This window comes from Bifidobacterium sp. SO1 (assembly GCF_018555335.1).
In the GTDB taxonomy this organism is placed as follows: Bacteria; Actinomycetota; Actinomycetes; order Actinomycetales; family Bifidobacteriaceae; genus Bifidobacterium; species Bifidobacterium simiiventris.
Window position 1 is genome coordinate 49668 of sequence record NZ_JAFEJR010000009.1, and the last position, 19660, is coordinate 69327.

The following is a 19660-nucleotide window of genomic DNA, read 5'->3' on the forward strand; positions in this document are numbered from 1 at the left end:
GTATCGAATGAATAACGGAGCGTCCTGCACACCGCTGCGAACTTGACGTATTGACATACGTCTTCGTCTGCTGCGGCGTGCAGGCCGCACGCGTTATTTGAGAATCGGTTCTAGCGCGATTCGACAATGTGCGACAGGAGCCAGTGAGTGCGCTTTCCACATCCCCGTCACGCGGATTCGCCGACGATGAGGCGTCCGCGGGCGGTTTCGATGCGCGGGGCGCGCTGCTTGCCCGGATGCTTGATCTGGTCGATCAGCAAATCGACCGCCTTCGTGGCCATATCCGCGTAATCGACGCCCACGGTCGTCAGCGTCGGCACCGTGAACGGCTCGAGCACGCCGCTGTTGAAAATCCCGTCATGACCGAACACGGCCTTGTCATCGGGCACGCGCACGCCCTCCTCGTGCAGCCCACGAATCAGCCCGTACGCGATCAGATCGTTCATGCAATAGAACACGTCGTACCGGTCGACCGGCCGCGCACCGTCGTCGCCCGCCGCGCACAGCGCATGCGCCGCCTCGATGCCGCCCGCGACGCTCCAGTTGCATTCCACGAAGTCGCCGGTCTCGCCCAATCCGTTGCCGATCAGCGCGTCCATCACCGCGCGAATGCCGTCGTCACGTCCGCTGGTATCGGAATTCTCCGCACGCGCCGGCCGTCCGCCGACCACGCACGCATGCCGGTATCCGCGCCCGCACAGGTAGCCGAACGCGGTGCTCGCGCTGGAGCCGGCCGGTCCGCGCACGGTGTCGAACAGCGGTACGTCGGCCGGATAGTTGAGCAGTACGGTCGGATGATTGCCGAGCATGCCGCGCAGATGCTGGTCATCGACGTTGTTGACGTTCAAGATCAGCCCATCGCACAGCGTCGCGTTGATCTGCTTGAGCACGCTGGTTTCGGTGGTGGAGTTGTAGCCGGTCTGCTGGATGACGGTGCGCAGTCCGTGCTTGCTCGCCGCGCTGCACACCGCGCTCACCAGGTTCGTGTAGTACGGATGCAGGATGTCGGGCACCATGACCGCGATCGCGCCCGTGCTGCCCTTCTTCAAAAACCTCGCCGACAGATTGGCGGAATACCCGAGTTCGCGCGCCGCGGCGAGCACCTTCTCCTTGGTGGCCGGCTTGACGATGTCCTCGCCGCGCATCGCCGCGCCCGCCGTGCTCATTGACACGCCCGCCAGGGCCGCCACATCCTTGAGTGTCGCCATACCTCACCACTCGATCATCGTTGGAAATACGTCATTCCCGACTACTGTACCGCACGACGCGCACGCTGGTCGAATCGTTGCGATTTTCGGTTGATATTGTTGTGGAACGTCATGTTGCGCGGGATGATGACAGGACTGCTCGTCACGTTTTCTTGATTCCGGAAGCCTGCCGTGTCACGGTTGTCTGATTGATGCCGTGCTGTGCGACGGCGCAGGCCGCGGCATCGCATATCGTGACGGGTCACGCAGCGATCGCCGTGGATTCGCGTTCGATCAGACGGAAGCCGGCGGTGACGCGCTGGGGGAGCGTGACGGGGGAGTCGCCGAACTTGCGCAGCATCATCGCGACGGCGGTGGCCGCCATGCCCTCGTAGTCCAGTGCGATCGTGGTGAGCGTCGGCACGCTCCAGCCGCCTTGCGGCACGCCGTCGAATCCGGTGACGGCCACGTCCTGCGGCACGCGCAGTCCGTCGTCGGCCAGCCCGCGGAGCACGCCGAGCGCGATGTCGTCGTTCATGCAGCACACGCCGTCGTACCGTGTGCCCGATCTGGCCAGCGCGGCGAGCTGGTGCCCGAGTTCGATGCCGCCGTCCGGTCCCCAGTTGCAGTCGATCATCGTGCTGGTGCCGCGCAGACCCAGCTCGTCAAGCGCACGGATGGCCGCATCGATGCGTTCGTATCGTGCGCGGCTGCTGTTCTGCTCATTCTTGACGGCACGGTTGGCGACGTATGCGTCGCCGGTTGAGGTCGTGCGGTGTCGTCGACCGCCGCCGACCGGCGCGGCTCCGGCCACGCAGATATGCGTGCGGCCGCGCCCGGCCAGATGCCGGATGGCCTTGTCGATGCCGTTGCCGCTCGGCGCGTTCACCGTGTCGAACGTGATGTCGGCGCTGTAGTCCTCGAACAGTACGGTCGGGTGCCCCTGCGTGAGTTCGGCGATCTCGCGGTTGCTCACGCGCGCCGGCAGCATGAACAGTCCTTCGGAGAGCGTGTCCTCGGCCTGGGCGAGCACGCGGCGTTCCATCTGCTCGTCGAAATTGGTCTGCTGGATGACGAGCTGATAGCCGTTGCGTTCAACGCAGGTTTCCATCGCGCTGACGAGCCGGCTGTAAAACGGGATGGACACGGTGGGGATGGCGAGCGAGAGGATGCCGGTGCGGCCGGAACGCAGGGCGCGGGCCGAGACGTTCGCGGTGTAGTTGAGCTCCTGCGCGGCTTTGAGGACACGTTCGGCGGTGTTCGGACGGACGAAGTCGAGTCCGCGCAGCGCTCCGGACGCGGTGGACGGCGAGACGCCGGCTCTGGCTGCCACTTCCTTGAGGGTGACCATAGTTCTCTTCCCAGCCTTCGTGTGGTGCGGCGCACGGGACGGCGTGTGCCGCAGTGATCGTGCGATATTCGTACGCAACGATGCGGTTTGCGGCGATCATTGCCTGAAATATCCCACGATGACGGTGTTCGTGATCGAGCATACGATCGAATCGCTTCGATTATGTGCGGTGTCACTCGCGAGTATATCGCAGAATCGTAGCGATGCGGAAATGAGGCGTGTTGATAGGAGACGGCAGGTGCGGTCGTTGAAAAACGTTGGAATTTAGCGGTTGCCAGTTTTTTTCATTACAACACGCCGAACGATGTGTCTGGTTGACGGATCGCATCGAATCGATTTAGAATCGCAGCGTTGCGAGTTTGAAGATGGCCCGCAAGACAGTGTCCAACGGAAGACCGGATGTGCTGTACGGCTTCCTGCAAGGCACCGAATCTTCCGAACGCAGAGGTCGGAAGCAAGGAAAGGAAAAGGAAATGGCACGCAGAAGTGTTGTAACCAAGGCGCTCGCCGCCATCGCCGCCGTCGCGACGTTGGGATCGCTGGCCGCCTGCGGCAGCAGCGACAAGGCCGCCACCACCGAGGACGGCAAGCCAATCGTCACAATCCTGATCGTCAAGAACACCAACACCGACAAGGTCACCAACATGCAGTGGGCCAAGGACCTTGAAAAGGAAGCCGGCGTCAAGATCGAGTGGAAGGAAGTCTCCGACGATCAGTGGGGCCAGCAGAAGAACCCGTCCATGAGCGCCGGCGAAGTCGAGGACATCTCCCTGCGCGCGTTCAACCCCGACGACGCCGCCCAGTTCCCCGACCTGTTCGAGGACCTGAGCAAGGACATGGACAAGCTGCCTAACGTCAAGAAGTTCTTCGACGAGAAGCCCGATGCCAAGAAGCTCGTTGCCGACCCGGAGGGTCACATCTACAATCTGCCGTCCTCCCGCGGCAAGTCGTACTCCGGTTCCGGCCAGAACATGATGATCAACAAAACCTGGCTCGACAAGCTCGGCCTTGAGGTCCCGAAGACCTGGGACGAGTTCGAGAAGGTGCTCGAGGCGTTCAAGAACGACGATCCGAACGGCAACGGCCAGGCCGACGAGATCCCGATGAACATCCGCAAGCTCGACACCGGCGGCTTCGGCTGGTACAGCCCGATGCTGCTGCTCAACTCCACCGGCATCGTCACCGGCTTCAACAAGGGCCCGAGCGCGCAGGGCATCTACGTGCAAGGCGGCAAGGTCAAGAGCTTCCTCGTCTCCGACCAGTACAAGGAAGTCATCAAGTACTACCACGAGCTGATCTCCAAGGGCCTCATCCCGTCCGACTGGTCCACCAAGGCCGATGACGCCTACTACGCCGACCAGACCAACGACGGCAAGACCGCCAAGACCGGCGTGATCTTCGGCTGGTCGCTCGCCGACTTCGGCGACCTGCGCGACCAGTATGAGGCGATGCCGGTGCCGTCCGCACCGGGCGTTTCCGCCGACAAGACCGTCTGGGACGGCTCCTCCAACGAACTCGAAAACTACAAGTGCTCCGTCTCCGCGAACGCGAAGAACAAGGACGCCGCGCTCAAGGTCGTCAACCTGCTGTACTCCGAGAAGTACTCCGTGCAGCAGTTCGCCGGCTCCTTCGACGACACCCTCACCGACAACGGCGACCATACCTACACCGAGGACTCCGACAAAATGTCCGATCTGATCGCCGACAACAAGATGCCGGTGCTCGCCGACCGTCTCGCCGGCTGGATTCCGGACAATGTGACTATCAATGGCGATGACAACGCCGACGATATTCAGGAAGTCAACAAGGTGTTCGAGGAGCAGCGCTCGCACTTCGACCCGGTCAAGGACTACATGCCCGACTACGTGCGCGCCGACGCGACCGACTCCACCACGATCTCGAACAACAACACGCAGATCATGAACACCGCAATCCAGAAGGCCGCGCAGTGGATGGCCGACGGCGGCATCGACGGCGAGTGGGGCGACTACGTCAAGCAGCTCGAGAGCCTCGGCCTGAACGACAACGTCAAGCTCTGGCAGAAGTGGTACGACACCTACACCAAGTGACCTGACCGACCAGACCTCATTCATGTCGACAGGGTGAAGCCTTCCACTGATTGTCATTTCGAGCGGAGCGAAGCGTAGTCGAGAAATCTATCGAGGCGATACGGCTCGTAAGATTTCTCCGCTCGCTTCGCTCGGTCGAAATGACACTGTGAACGTTAGGTTTCGCTCGGTCGGAATGACACTGTGAATCTGGTATTTCGCTCGGTCGAAATGACATCTTGAACCCATCCAAAAAAAGAAAGCAACAACAATGTCTGCATCTCGTAAGACTGCGGCGACTACGGCTGCAGTAAACAGCGGCGGCACGGCAGCCGTCGTCGACAACATCGAAGCCGCAAAGCACGCACCTCTGGGAGTCAAGCTCACCCGTCACTTCAAGCGTTACGGCGCGCTGTGGCTCATGAGCCTTCCCGCAATGGCGTTCGTGGCCCTCTTCGCCTACGTGCCGATGTACGGCCTGCGCCTCGCCTTCTACAACTTCAACCCCAGCAAGGGCCTCATGGGCGGCACGTTCGCCGGCATGAAATACTTCAACCAGTTCTTCAAGTCCGGCATGTTCGTGCAGATCCTCACCAACACGCTGCGCATCTCCCTGTGGACGCTGGTCATGGGCTTCATCGCGCCGATCATCCTCGCGCTGCTCATCAACCAGATCGGTTCGGTCAAGATCAAGTCGTTCGTGCAGACCGTCACCTATCTGCCGCACTTCATCTCCACCGTCGTCATCGTCACGATGATCAACATCTTCCTCGCACCGAACACCGGTCTGCTCGGCCGGTTCTTCCCGAACTCGAACCTGCTCGCCAAACCGAACCTGTTCACGCCGATCTACTGGATCACCGAGGTCTGGCAGCACATGGGATGGAACTGCATCATCTACCTCGCCGCGCTCTCCAGTGTCGACCTCGCGCTGTACGAGGCCGCCAAAATCGACGGCGCCGGCCGACTGCAGCTCATCCGCTACGTCGACATCCCGACCATCATGCCGACCGTCGGCATCATGCTCATCATGAACATGGGCAACGTGCTCAACGTCGGATTCGAGAAGGTCTTCCTCATGCAGAACTCGATGAACCTGTCCGCGTCCGAAGTCATCTCGACATACACGTACCGCATCGGTATTCTCGGCAACCAGTTCAGTTACGCAACGGCCATCGGCCTGTTCAATACGTTGGTCAACTTCTTCTTCCTCGTGCTCGCCAACTTCATCTCGAAGAAGGCGTCCGACACGAGCATCTTCTAGCCCGGGCGTGACGGAAAGGTAAGGCAAATCATGACTAGTGCAACCGTGCAGCCGTCGCTCGCGCCGAAGACGAGCGCCGAGGACATCCCATGGAATCCGAAGGTCCGGCAGGCTCGGACCGTGTCCGACTGGATCACCGACATCGTGATCTGGGTGGTCCTGGCGTTGGTCGTCGTCGCGGTCATCTATCCGATCTGGTTCGTGATCATCGCGTCCGTGTCGAACCAGACGGCCGTGAACCAGGGGCGGGTGACGATGTGGCCTGTCGGATTCAGTTTCGGCGGGTACGCGAAGGTGTTCGCCGACTCGCGTATCTGGATGGGCTACTGGAACACGATCGTGTACTCGGTAGTCGGCACCGCGCTCAACATGCTCGTGACGATCCCGGTGTCGTTCGCGCTCTCGCGGCGCGAGTTCAAGCCGCGGCGCATCATCCTGTTCCTGTTCACGTTCACGATGTTCTTCTCCGGCGGTCTGATCCCGAACTACCTGCTGTTCAAGCAGCTGGGGCTGCTTGACAACTGGCTGGTGTTCATCCTGCCGGGCGCGGTGTCGGTGTGGAACGTGATCATCGCGCGCTCGTTCTTCGAGTCCTCGATTCCGGAGGAGCTGCACGACGCGTCGCAGATCGACGGCCTCGGGTACTGGGGTTACTTCCTCAAGATCGTGATCCCGCTGTCGTCCGCGATCATCGCGGTGCTGGCGCTGTACTACTTCGTGGGCCACTGGAACGACTTCTTCACGGGCCTCGTGTACATCCGCGACACCGAAAAGCTGCCGTTGCAGAACGTGCTGCGTTCGATCCTGCTCGCCAATCAGACCGGCATCACCGGCGCGCAGTCAGATGGCATGAGTCTGATCCAGCAGCGCGAATTCGCCAACCAGATCAAGTACGGCGTGATCATCGTCTCCACCCTCCCGCTGCTCGTGCTCTACCCGTTCCTCCAGAAGTACTTCAACAAGGGCGTCATGATCGGAGCGGTCAAGGGCTGATCCGTTAAGCGGACAGTCCTGTGGACTGTCCGTAGGATCAGCCTGAGCGAGCCGATAGGCGAGCGAAGGTCGGATTGAGTCCTCGCGCAGCGAGGTCCGTTGTTGCAGGGGCCGAAGGCGATCCGTTAAGCGGGAAGCCCGGTGGACTTCCCGTAACGTCAGCCTGAGCCGAGTCAGCCAAGATTGTCATTTCGAGCGAGGCGTAGCCGAGTCGAGAAATCTTTGAAGGCGGTGTGCTTTGAAAGATTTCTCCGCTCGCGGCGCTCGGTCGAAATGACAAAGGACGGATCTGCTTGGTCGGATTGAGTCCGAGCGCAGCGAGGTTCGCTGTGCGGGGCTGGTCGTAGATCAGCCCTTGAGGAAAGCCCGGTGTGCTTTCCGAAGGTTCCGCCGTCGCCCACCCAGTCGTCAATTGGCATACGATACGGTATATATCTCGCGATAAAGTCTGTCATGAGGTATACGACGAACCGTAAGCCTGCCGATCATCGCAGTCGTGCCGATCGGTTCCGACTCCCAAGTCATCAACCACTTACCATCAACCAATCCAAAGGAACCCAATCATGGCAACACTTCACGGCGTGCAGCTGTTCCGCGACACGGACGGCAACGTCGCCCAGCTCCACGGCATCGGCGTGCAGCGATTCGGCGACCGCTGGTACGCGTACGGCGAGATCAAGAATCACGGCAACCTCTTCCAGGGCGTCGCCTGCTACTCCACCACGGATTTCGCAACGTGGCGAAACGAGGGCACGGTACTGCCGGTCGGCGACGAGGATTCGATCATCGGCCCGAAGCGCATCGTCGAACGCCCGAAGGTCATGCGTCGCCCGTCCGACGGCAAGTACGTCATGTACCTGCACGTCGACGGCGAAAACAACTACTCGTACGCGCACATCGGCACCGCGATCTCCGACTCGCCGACCGGTCCGTTCGAGTTCCTCGCAACGTTCCAGTTCCGCGGCTACGAGTCGCGCGACATCGGCGTGTTCCAGGACGAGGACGGCACCGGCTACATCCTGAGCGAGGACCGCCCGCACGGCACGCACATCTACCGCCTGTCCGAGGACTACCTGAGCGTGGTCGAGGACGTGGTCTGCCTCAAGGGCACCAACTACTGGGCAGGCTACGAGTCGCCGATCATGGTCAAGCGCGACGGCGTCTACTACTGGTTTGGCTCGCAGCTGACCGGCTGGGACTGCAACGACAACATGTACGCGACCGCGACCGACCTGCACGGCCCGTGGAGCGAGTGGAAGCCGTTCACGCCGGCCGGTTCGCGCACGTTCGACTCGCAGTGCGACATCATCGTGCCGCTCGACGGTGTGGCTGCCGGCGGCGACGACTATCACGCGAGCCGGTTCCTGTACGTCGGCGACCGTTGGCATAACAAGGATCTCGGCAACTCCGAGCTCGTCACACTGCCGATCGAGATCGGTGACGGCGAGGCGCTGCTCGAATGGCACGACGAGTGGGACAACGGCCTGTGATGTGATGCGGGCCGCGCGTTCGGTCGATGCAGTGGTCATTGAATAATCGTCGGCGGGTTGGCCAGTCGCTCCGGACGGCCCGCCGGCTCAATGGCGGCGTATGCGTGGGTTTTCCTTTCTTTTTCCTGCGTGTGCGTCGCCGTTTTGCATATATGTGCGTATATTCGCATATATTGGAAGACGGTATGCACGGCATACCGGAATCGGGGGAATCATGGATTGCAACGGCAAGGTGCTGTACGCGTTCGGCGACAGCATCATCGAGGGGCACACGTATCCGCAGCGTTCGTGTGCGAACGTTGTCGCCGAAGCCGAGGGGATGCGTCTGTTCAAGTTCGCTCGCAACGGTGCGGCTATACTGCCGCGGCCGATGACGCGGCCTGACTTGGGCGGCCAGATCATCGACCAGTGTGACGAGGTTCCGGCCGGTACGCCCGCGCCCGACGTGATCCTGTTCGACGGCGGCACGAACGACGGTCATCTGGATCGGATCATGGACCGGCTCGGCGAAGTGATCGATGGTTTTGATGTGCCATCATTCGACCGCGGCACGTTTGCCGGCTGTTTTGAGGCGACGATCGCGGAATGCCGTCGTCGTTGGCCGTCTGCGAAGATCGTGTACGTGGCGACCGCAAGACTTGCGAACGTTGACATGACGATCCAGTCGGCTCTGTATGCGATCGAGCTGGAGGCATGCCGCAAGTGGGGTGTGGGCGTTGCCAACGTATTCGACGACGCCGATCTCGACCCGCACCGCGATGCCGATCGTGTCGCGTATTCCTTCGATCGCAACGGTTCCGACGGTTTGCCCGGCACCCCGCAGACCGTCACCTACGAGCACCCCGAAAGCCAGCCCAGCGGCACCCATCCGAATCTGGTCGCCGTCGAACGCTTCTACGCCCCCATCATCCGCCGCGCCCTGCGCTTGCTGTAGCGGGCAAGCCGTCACGCGTTTGGCGGCCTATTGCTTTGCCGTGTACACTGACGCGCTCCGCCCTTGTCGGGCGTTCTTATTCTTGGCTCCCTCGGTTGAGGGAGCTGGCCGCGAAGCGGACTGAGGGAGCGTCGAACCCATCACATTAAGCCCCGACACAGCACCAGTCCGATGCTGTCTCATCGAGTCGATAATGTCTCAGTGCAACTATTTTGGGCTGAAGCCGTTCTTTTCCGGAAATAGTTGCGCGTTATTCGTCGTGTATGGGTGGCGCTTGCGGCAATGGTATTCACTGGATGGATTGTCGGCTTGGTTTTTCCATCCCGTGCGCACACGATTTCTCGCTCGATGACATGGTCGGGTGGTTTTTCGTCCAGCGCGCAGCAAATGACAGTGATTCGGCGTTTTCGATTTGTGTGTGTCCGCGAAATCGTATAGAATCGCAGCGTTGCGATTTTTATGCGATACGACGACGTGCAGAAGCGTCGATGCTTCATGAAGAAAGGACTGGCGTATGTACTCGCTAGGCAAGAATTCCCCGGAAATCCCGGCATATGCGGACACCAGGTCCATGGTCTCGGAACTGGGTGCTCCCGGAGACGTAACGATTCGATTTTCGTCCGATCCGGCCGGCATGAACTGGCTGCGCGACGATCATCCGTACGCCGCGGTCAGCACCCCGGACGGCATCCAGTCGTCCGTCCACATGCTGCGCGACGGCGACACCATCGTCACCACGGTCCTGCTCGGCAACGCCACGAGCAAGCCGATCACCACCGCGGTCGGCGACATCGGCATCACCCTGCCGCTCGAGGACCGCTATTTCGACGAGACCGACGACTACTCGATCGACCGCCACTGCAACGTCCACCTGTTCTGCGGCGGCGCCTGCAGCTGGGCACTCGCCCTGCGCATGAGCGGCAACGCCCCGCACCTCGGCCTGATCCTCACGGAAGGCGCGCTCGCCGACTACAGCACGAGCCGAGACTTCGTCCACTACAGCAACGACCGCGGCTGCTTCGTCCTGCACCCCGAGGCGATGGAATTCGCGCCCGGCCAGACCCGCACGATCTCATGGACGATCTTCCCGTGCGATTCACGCGAGGATTTCTTCCAGCAGGCCGCCGAACGCAGCGCGTTCATCGACGCCCGCTGGAACACGTACGTCGCGTTCCCCGGCCAGACCGCTGTCCTGCACATCCGCCCGTCGTTCCAGCCCGGTCAGGATGACGCCGTCACCGTCAACGGCATCCCCGCCGCCCCCGAACCGGACGGCTCGTACACCTTCGCCTTCACCCCGTCCGACGACGACCCGTACACCCACGACGAATACCGCGACCGCACCGGCGAGCACACCTTCACCGTCCGCGTCGGCGACCGCACCGTGCGCACGCGACTGTTCGTCTCCGCCCCGCTCGACGAACTCATCGCCCAGCGCGTGCGCTTCATCGCCCGCAAACAGCAGTACCGCGGCCAGAACGAGCACCTGATCGGCGCGTACCTGCCGTACGACAACGAGGATCGCCGCCAGTACTATTACGCCGGCGACGACAAGGGCAACGTGGTCAACGACTACAACGCCGGCCGCGAACGCGTCGGCATGGGCTTGCTGATCGCCGCGTATCTGCGCGAACTGGATCGCGGCATCGTCACGGACGAGAACGGCGACCTGCTGGCCGACGTATCGATGGCGTTGTCCGGCGCGATGCCGGGCGGCGAATGGAAACCGCTGCGCGACGAACTGTCCGACAGTCTGCGTGACTACCGCACGTTCGTCGAACGTGAGCTGGTCGATGCCGAAACTGGCGAGGTGTTCAACGACGCGCCGCGCGACAACACGGTCACGCGACTGTACAACGCGCCGTGGTTCGCACGGCTGTACGTCGAGTTCTACAAGTTCGGCGGCGATGTGGAGGACCTACGCGTCGCATGCCGCATCATCCGCTGGTTCTACGCGGGCGGCGGCAGCCGGTTCTACCCGATCGAACTGCCGATCCTCGCGCTCAGCCGTGCGCTCGAACAGGCCGGAGAGTTCGGTCTGCGCGACGAGATGCGCGACCTGTTCGTCGACCATGCACGAACGTTGGCGGAACTCGGGCTGCACTATCCGAAGCATGAGGTCAACTACGAGCAGTCGATCGTGGCGCCGGCCGCGAGCGTGATCCTGCAGACGGCCGCGCTGACCGGCGACCGGGACCTGCTGCGGGCCGGATTCGAGCAGTTGCGCGTGCTCGACCAGTTCAACGGATGCCAGCCGGACGCGCACATGAACGAGGTCGCGATCCGTCACTGGGACGGTTTCTGGTTTGGCAAACGTAAGCAGTACGGCGACACGTTCCCGCATTACTGGAGCGGACTGACCGCCGACGTGTTCGATCTGGCGGCCGATCTCATGGACGACGAGGATGCGGCCGAGACGCTGCGTCGCCGTGCGGCCGCGTCGCGTCGCGCGCTGTTGCAGCTGTTCTTCCCGGACGGCACCGCGTCGTGCGCGTACGTGTTCCCGTTCTCGGTGAACGGCGAGCGAACGCATTTTGCCGATCCGATGGCGAACGACCAGGACTGGGCGCTGTATTTCATCGTTCGGCATATGCTGGACGCGGAGTGAATACGTTGGCGGCCGCGTGCGGGGCCTTGTGACGGATGTCTGGCGGATATCCGCCACAAGGTCGGCAGGCGGTCGCCGTCATACGTGACGCATCGCAATGATGTACTGCGGTGACGTAGACGACAGACATAACAAGGGAGTTTTCAATCATGACCGGAACATCATCAACCCAATCATCGGCCGCATCAACCCAGCCGACGTTCGCCGAGCGTCTCGCCTCCCGCGGCAGCATGCTCTACGGCGGCGACTACAACCCCGAGCAATGGCCCGAATCCGTCTGGCACGACGACATGCGGCTGTTCAAGGAAGCCGGCATCAACGAGGTCACCCTCAACGTCTTCTCGTGGGCGCAGCTGCAGCCCAGCGAAGACGAATACGACTTCAGCAAACTCGACCGCATCGTGCGCACCGTCTCCGACGCCGGCATGTCGATCGTCATGGCCACGTCCACCGGCGCGCTACCGGCGTGGATGAGCCTGCGCCACCCCGACGTCAACCGCGTCGACGAGCGCGGCCGCAAGATGCGCCACCGCGAACGCCACAACGCATGCATCAACAGTCCGACCTTCCGCAAGTACTCCGCGGCGCTCGCCGGCAAACTCGCCGAACGCTACGGGCGACTGCCCAACCTCGTCGCGTGGCACGTCGGCAACGAGTACGGCGGCATGTGCTGGTGCGACACGTGCGCGGTCAAGTTCCGCGAATGGCTGCGCGCACGCTACGGCACGATCGAGGCCGTGAACGAGGCGTGGAACTCGGCGTTCTGGAGCCACACCTATCACAGCTTCGACGAAATCTTCCCGCCGAACGAGCTCGGCGACACGACCAGCTGGGGCGGCAAGGCGATCCTCGGCGGGTTTTCGCTCGACTACCAGCGTTTCTACGGCGAGTGCGTGCTCGAGTCGTACAACGAGGAGAAGGCCGCGATCCGCGAGTTCGACCCGGTCAATCCGGTCACGACGAACATGATGGGAACATACCCGACGTACGACTACTTCCGCTGGCGGGCGGGCGCGAATCCGGCGGACGGGACGGTCGGTGACGCGGCTGTTGCGTCCGACGATGCGACTGCCGCGCCCGCGCCGACAGCACCGACCGCCGGCGGCGTGGATGTCGTCTCGTGGGACTCCTACCCGCGCCCCGACACCGACCCCGCGAACGTCGCGTTCTGCCACGAGCTCATGCGCGGCGTGGGCGGCGGTAAGCCGTTCATGCTCATGGAGCAGACCCCGAGCCGGCAGAACTGGATGGCGTACAACACGCAGAAGCGCCCCGGCCAGATGCGCGAGCTGAGCTGGCAGGCCGTCGCGCACGGCGCCGACACCGTGCAGTTCTTCCAGTTGCGGCAGAACCGGTCCGGCTGTGAGAAGTTCCACGGCGCGCTCATCAGTTCCGACGGCACCGACCGCACACGCGCGTTCCGCGAATGCGCCGAGCTGGGAGCCGAGCTGGGGCGAGTCTCCGGCCGTATCCTCGGCAGTCGCGTCGCGCCGGCGAAGGTCGCGCTGGTCTTCGACTGGCAGTCGCGCTGGGCGATCGGCATGTCCGCCGGCCCGACGATCTCGATGGATTACGTGGCCGAAGTGCAGCGTTGGTATCGCGAACTGCACCGCCGCAACATCCAGGTCGACATCGTCGGACCGTACGATTCGTACGATGCGTACGATCTCGTGCTCGCGCCGTGCCTGTACATGATGCGCGCGGATCTGGTCGAGCGGTTGCGCGGATTCGTGGCCGGCGGCGGACGACTGCTGCTGACCGCGCTGAGCGCCCTGACCGACGAGCACGACAGCCTGTACCAGGGCGAGATCCCGGTGCCGCTGCGCGATTTGACCGGCGTGTGGGTCGAGGAGACGGACGCGCTCGACCCGAGCGAGCACGTGGTGCCGCTGCGGTTCGCGGATGATACGGATCTGGCCACGCCCGCGGACTATACTGAGGATTCTTCCGTCATTGCAGATAGTGCGAACGACGCAGCGGCCCCTCACGGCCGCGTGCTGTTCGACGTGCTTGAGGCCGATGAAGGCACAGCGGTACTCGCCACCTATGGCAGCGAATACTATGTTGGTACGCCCGCCTTCACGTTCCGCCCGAGTACGGGCAATGGCGGTGTGTTCTATGCGGCCACGTTCCCGGACGATGCGGCCATGCCGCGATTCGTGGACGCGCTGCTCGCCGGCACCGGCATCACGGGTCTCACCGATGCGCCGCTGGTCGGCACTGTTGAACGGTCCGCGATCGCGCAGGATGCCACGGTGCGATCCGATCTGCGCACGGTTGATCTCGAAGTCACGCGTCGCATCGCGGCCGACGGTACCACGTTCACGTTCGTGCTCAATCCCGTGAATGCACCCGTTGCCGTCGACCTGCCGGCCGCGCTCGCCGGCCGCGATCTGCTGACCGACACGACCGTCACCCCCGGCCACCGCGTCCTGCCTCCGTTCGCGGTGCTCGTCATCGAATCGAAATAAGGAAAAGGAGCGTGCCACTATGCCGGTGGTGCTGAACGGACGTTCCGCAGTCCGTTGGAATGATGCGGAAGACGAGACTGTACCGGAGCCGGTCGCGTATGCGATCGAAGATCTGACGCATGACCTGGGTGTCGCGTTTGCGGGAGATGGCAGTACGGACGACGCGGACGACACAGACGGCGCGACGATCAGCGTGCGTTACGACCGCACGCTGGCTGAGGAGCAGTATCGCGTGACCGTCGACCCGTCCGCGAACGCGGTGATTGTTGCCGGTGCGGACGATCTCGGCTGCATCTACGGCCTGTACGCGATCAGCCGCGAATGGCTCGGCTTCGAGGACTTCTGGTTCTGGAACGACCAACGCCCGGCGCCGCGCCGCTCGCTCGAACTGCCCGATGCCGCGCGGCTCGACTCGCATCCCGCCGCCGTGCGCTACCGCGGCTGGTTCGTCAACGACGAGGTGCTCATCGTCGCGTGGAACATCCGCAACGACAACGAACTGACGTGGCGCATGATCTTCTCGACGCTCCTGCGCTGCGGCGGCAACCTCGTCATCCCCGGCTCCGGCCAGAACATGGCCCCGCACTGGGATCTCGCGCACCGCATGGGCCTGTACGTCAACCAGCACCACGCCACGCCGCTCGGCTCGCGCCTGTTCTCCGAAGCCTACCCCGGTCTCAAGCCGCGCTGGCCGGAGGATCGCGACAAATACGAGGCGCTGTGGCGCGAGGCGATCGCGCAGCGTTGCGGCGCTGCAACGGCCGACGGGGCGGCCAAGCGCGGCGATCCGAAGGTCGTGTGGACGCTCGGCTTCCGCGGCAGCTGCGACGGCCCGTTCTGGACCGACGACCCGCGGTACACGACCGACGAGGAACGCGGCCGCGTGCTGTCCGAAGCGATCAAAGCCGAATACGATCTCGTCCGCGCCGCCGATCCGAACGCGCCGGTGAGCACGTATCTGTATTCCGAATCGCTCGAACTGTACCGCAAGGGACTGCTGCACTTCCCCGACGACGTGATCAAGATCTGGTCCGACAACGGTTACGGCCGCATGATGGTGCGCCGCAACGGCAACTGGGACCCGCGCGAGCCGGCCATGCCCGACGCCCCCGATCCCGGCGAAAACGGCATTTACTATCACGCGTCGTTCTTCGACCTGCAGGCCGCCAACCACATCACCCAGATGCCCGAGTCGGCCGACGACATCACGCGCGAACTCGAAACCGTGATCGCGAACGGCGGCGACTCGCTGTGGGTCGTCAACTGCTCGAACGTCAAGCCGCACGCCTTCACGCTCGACCTCATCGCCCGCCTGTGGCGCGACGGTTCGCTCGCATCGCAGCCGGCCTCTGCCGAGTCGTCCGTGCCTGTCGTGTCGGCTGCAACACAGCCGTCATTTCCTGTCATTTCGACCGAGGCGAAGCCGAGCGGAGAAATCTCTTCCCCCGCCGCTCCCTCACAAGATGTCTCGACTGCGCTGCGCTCCGCTCGACATGACACAAAGCAACCGGCCGATCCGCATGCGCAGGTCGACGCGTTCCTGCTTAACTACTGCCGCCGCTACTACGGCGAGGCATTCGCGCCGGCCGTGGCCAAACTGTTCCGCGCATACTGGGATGCGGCCGCGAGCTTCGGCGGCGAGTGGGACCAGAAGTGCGGCGAGCAGCTGTACACGTACATTCCGCGCATGATGATCACGCACTATCTGTCCGGAAGTCGCGACGAGGAAGACGATCTCAAGTGGCTGGTACGTGGGGACTTCGTCGCGCAGATCGCATGGGTCAAGCGGCTGTGCGCCAACGCCCTGCCGCGGTACGAACGGCTTGTGCGCGACTGCGAACGAGCAGCGCTCGACGCGGAGGATGCGGAGATTGCGACGGCCTGTACGTGCGGTGACGCAGCGTCGGATGGTCTGCATACGTCGGCTGCCGATTGCGCAGACCCGACGTTGCGGCAATCCACCGGCACCCGCGCCGCCCGACTCATCCGCGACACGATCGGCCTGCAATCGACCGTCTACCGCGAATGCGTTGCCGGCACCCTGCTCGTCTGCGACGCGCTCGAACAGGCGCTCGCCGGCGACTTCAAGCACGCGTTCTACCACGCCGGACTCGCCCGAGAACGCTTCCAGGCCGGCGACGCGGCGATGCGCGCCCGCGAACACGGCGTCTGGCAGGGCTTCTGGGCGAACGACTGCCTTGCGGACGTGAAGTTCTCCGGGCAGGTGTGCGCCACGCTCATGTCCTACCTGCGCAACCGCGGCGACGGCCCGCACTACGTCGGCTGGAAGCATGAGTTCTGCTACTCCGAGCAGTGGCGTGACGTGATCGTCGTGCTCAACATGGAGAACCACGAGTCCGACGACGAGATCTTCCAGGCCATGAAGCGCGCGTGGCAGCGGTGATCTGTATCGGTACGGAAAAATATCGGTGATCGATGATCGTGTGGAAAGCGTGAAAAACGTTGCGATAGTGCGGGACTCACCGAGCTGATTGCGCGGTTGTGGATTGTGTTTCGATCGGTAATATATGTAACGGTACATATATGACCGACAAGTGGACGGCGATGTCATGCTGTGTGTCGCCGCCGACCGACGAAACGTAAGGGGTTTGACATGACCGACAAGCTCGTCGCGACGCTCGACAAGGCCGGGGTGCGCAAGATCAGCACCGACCTGTGGGGCATCTTCTTCGAGGACATCAGCTATTCGGGCGACGGCGGCCTGAACAGCGAGCTCGTGCAGAACGGCGCGTTCGAATACAACCGCGCGGACAGCCAGGACTGGAGCAACTACACCGCATGGCGCAAGATCGTGCCGGCCGGTTCGTTCGCCGCGTTCGCAGTGGGGGAGAAGGCCCCGGTCGCGATCGAGAACCCGCACTACGCGACCGCCGAGATCGGTTCGGTCGACGGCGGCTCGCCCGCGCTCGAGAACCTCGGCTTCGACGGCATGGTGTTCCGCGCCGGCGAAACCTACCACTTCTCCGTCTGGACGCGCGTCCACGGCAAGGAACTGCCGCTGACCGTGACTTTGCGCGGCGATCACGGTGAGACGCTTGCCGAAGCGAACCTCGTCGCCCCCGAATCCTACGCGTGCGGCGACTGGTCGTGGCTTCAGGCATCTTTGACTATTCCGGCTCAGGAAGGCGAGGGGTGTACGCTCCCTCAGTCACAGCCTACGGCTGTGCCAGCTCCCTCAGCCGAGGGAGCCGAGAATGAAGACCACCCCATCGTCGCCACGCAGGGCACGCTGCGCATCGCCTTCGACCAGCCCGGCACCATCGACATCGACTTCGTCTCCTGCGAGCCGCAGACCACCTATCAGGGCCTCGAGCACTTCCGTCCGGACCTTGTCAAGGCGCTCGCCGACCTGCATCCGCGCTTCATGCGCTTCCCGGGCGGCTGCATCACGCACGGCCTCGGCATGAGCAACATGTACCGCTGGAACACCACCATCGGCGACGTGGAGCACCGCCCGCACAACTTCAACGTGTGGGGCTACCACCAGTCGTTCCGCATCGGCTTCTACGAGTACTTCCGCCTGTGCGAGACCATCGGCGCCAAGCCGCTGCCCGTGCTGCCGGCCGGCGTGAGCTGCCAGAACACGAGCCAGGGCCCGGTTCCGGTCGCGCAGGAGGATATGCCCGCCTACATCGACGAGGTGCTCGGCCTCATCGACTTCTGCAACGCCGACCCGGCCACCAACGAGTGGGCTGCCATGCGCGCCGAAATGGGCCACCCGGAGCCGTTTGGCCTCGAATATCTCGGCATCGGCAACGAGGACCTCATCGACGATGTGTTCAAGAACCGCTTCCAGCAGATCTTCGACGCGGTCAAGCGCGAGTATCCCGAAATCACCGTCGTTGGCACCGTCGGTCCCTCGCCGGAGGGCAAGGACTATGAGGAGGGCTGGGCGTACGCGCGCGAGGCCGGCATCCCGATCGTCGACGAGCACTCGTATCAGGCGCCGAGCTGGTGGTTCCACAACCTCGACCACTACGATGATACCGATCGCAAGGGTCCGAAGGTCTACCTCGGCGAATACGGCTCGTGGGGCACGGGCCTGATCAACGGCCTGTCGGAAGCCGCGTTCATGAGCCGCATGGAACTGAACGGCGACGTGGTGCACATGGCATCGTATGCACCGCTGTTCTGCAAGCACGGCCACGGCAGCTGGAACCCCGACCTCATCTACTTTGACAACGAACGCACCTATCTGCCGTACAGCTACTGGGTGCAGCGGATGTACGCGACCACCACGGCCGACACCGCATGGCCGGTCGCGGTCAGCGGCCCGACCACGTTCCGCCGCGAGCTGCCGAACAAGATCGGCCTCGCGCTCGGCGGCGGCGCGCACGCCGACTTTAGCGACTTCTCGATCGAGACGGCGGACGGCCAGCGCGTCGACCTGCCGGACGTCGAATACCGCGGCAGCGGCATGACGCTGCCGGTCGATCTTGCGGCCGACGCGTACACGATCCGCGCGACCGTCACGTACTACACCGGCATGTGGGGCGTGCAGATCACGTCCGGCGATCTCGACGGCAAGAACCGCAACCGCGTCTCGCTCGGCCGCGGCTTCGCGCTGCAGGTCGTGCGCGACGGCAGCGGCTACAACATCGGCGGCACGGAGACGTCGATGGATGCGGTGCGGCCGGGCACGGTGTGGCATGTGCGCATCGACGTGGCCGATCGCGGCGAGTCGATGAAGCTGTACATCGACGACCAGTTGGTCGCCGAAGGCCGTGAGGTCGCCGACGAGCCGCGCCGCACGGTGACGGTGTCGCGCGATTCGACCGCCGGCGTGGACTATGTGCGCATCGTCAACGCGCTGCCCGATGCGGTGGACGTCGACCTGACGCAGGTGCTCGACGAGCTGGGCGTTCCGGCCGAGTCGCGTGCGACCGTGACCGCGACCGTGCTCGCCGGCGATGACCCGTACGCCGGGCAGGAGCCGGTCGGCAGCGAATCGCCGCAGCCGACCGCCCACGAGGTGAACCTCGTCGCCGGCACCTACGCCGCCCCCGCCTGGTCCTTCACCACCTTGGCCATCAAGTAGTCGATTCCCTGTCATTGCGAGCGAAGTGCATCCCATGTCATTTCGACCGAGCGAAGCACATCCCCCGTCATTTCGACCGAGCGAAGCACATCCCCCGTCATTTCGACCGAGCGAAGCGAGCGGAGAAATCTTATGGAGAACAACACCTCAGTAAGATTTCTCGACTCCGCTTCGCTCCGCTCGAAATGACACAGGGCGACGCTTCACTCGGTCGGAATGACACAAGAAACAGACGTTGCGTTCCTGTCGAAATGA

The 19660-nt window shown here is 63.2% G+C and carries 11 protein-coding genes; 9 read left to right on the forward strand and 2 right to left on the reverse strand.

Annotated elements, in window-relative coordinates:
* Positions 1-167 precede the first annotated feature (167 nt).
* Positions 168-1208, reverse strand: coding sequence for a LacI family DNA-binding transcriptional regulator (locus tag JS541_RS08555; RefSeq protein ID WP_214374045.1), 1041 nt, complete (start codon positions 1206-1208; stop codon positions 168-170).
* A gap of 241 nt (positions 1209-1449) precedes the next feature.
* Positions 1450-2538, reverse strand: a complete 1089-nt coding sequence (locus JS541_RS08560) for a LacI family DNA-binding transcriptional regulator (RefSeq protein ID WP_214374046.1) — start codon at positions 2536-2538, stop codon at positions 1450-1452.
* A gap of 473 nt (positions 2539-3011) precedes the next feature.
* Between JS541_RS08560 and JS541_RS08565 the strand changes: the two genes are divergently transcribed.
* From JS541_RS08565 to JS541_RS08605, 9 genes are all read left to right on the forward strand, one after another.
* Positions 3012-4607, forward strand: coding sequence for an extracellular solute-binding protein (locus JS541_RS08565; protein ID WP_214374047.1), 1596 nt, complete (start codon positions 3012-3014; stop codon positions 4605-4607).
* Between the two features lie 250 nt (positions 4608-4857).
* Positions 4858-5850, forward strand: a complete 993-nt coding sequence (locus tag JS541_RS08570) for an ABC transporter permease subunit (protein WP_214374048.1) — start codon at positions 4858-4860, stop codon at positions 5848-5850.
* Between the two features lie 30 nt (positions 5851-5880).
* Complete coding sequence (locus tag JS541_RS08575; RefSeq protein WP_214374049.1) at positions 5881-6843, forward strand: carbohydrate ABC transporter permease; 963 nt, start codon at positions 5881-5883, stop codon at positions 6841-6843.
* Between the two features lie 563 nt (positions 6844-7406).
* Positions 7407-8333, forward strand: a complete 927-nt coding sequence (locus JS541_RS08580) for a family 43 glycosylhydrolase (RefSeq protein ID WP_214374050.1) — start codon at positions 7407-7409, stop codon at positions 8331-8333.
* Positions 8334-8547: 214 nt separating this feature from the next.
* Positions 8548-9267 carry an SGNH/GDSL hydrolase family protein gene (locus JS541_RS08585; protein ID WP_214374051.1) on the forward strand — a complete coding sequence of 240 codons (720 nt, stop codon included), beginning with the start codon at positions 8548-8550 and terminating at the stop codon, positions 9265-9267.
* A 571-nt stretch (positions 9268-9838) separates the two neighbouring features.
* Positions 9839-11875 carry a hypothetical protein gene (locus JS541_RS08590; protein ID WP_214374052.1) on the forward strand — a complete coding sequence of 679 codons (2037 nt, stop codon included), beginning with the start codon at positions 9839-9841 and terminating at the stop codon, positions 11873-11875.
* A gap of 149 nt (positions 11876-12024) precedes the next feature.
* Positions 12025-14346 carry a beta-galactosidase gene (locus JS541_RS08595; protein ID WP_214374053.1) on the forward strand — a complete coding sequence of 774 codons (2322 nt, stop codon included), beginning with the start codon at positions 12025-12027 and terminating at the stop codon, positions 14344-14346.
* 19 nt (positions 14347-14365) lie between these two features.
* Complete coding sequence (locus JS541_RS08600) at positions 14366-16750, forward strand: glycosyl hydrolase 115 family protein (protein WP_214374054.1); 2385 nt, start codon at positions 14366-14368, stop codon at positions 16748-16750.
* 210 nt (positions 16751-16960) lie between these two features.
* A complete protein-coding gene (locus JS541_RS08605) occupies positions 16961-19405 on the forward strand; it encodes an alpha-L-arabinofuranosidase C-terminal domain-containing protein (RefSeq protein ID WP_214374055.1) in 2445 nt (814 codons plus the stop codon).
* Positions 19406-19660 lie beyond the last annotated feature (255 nt).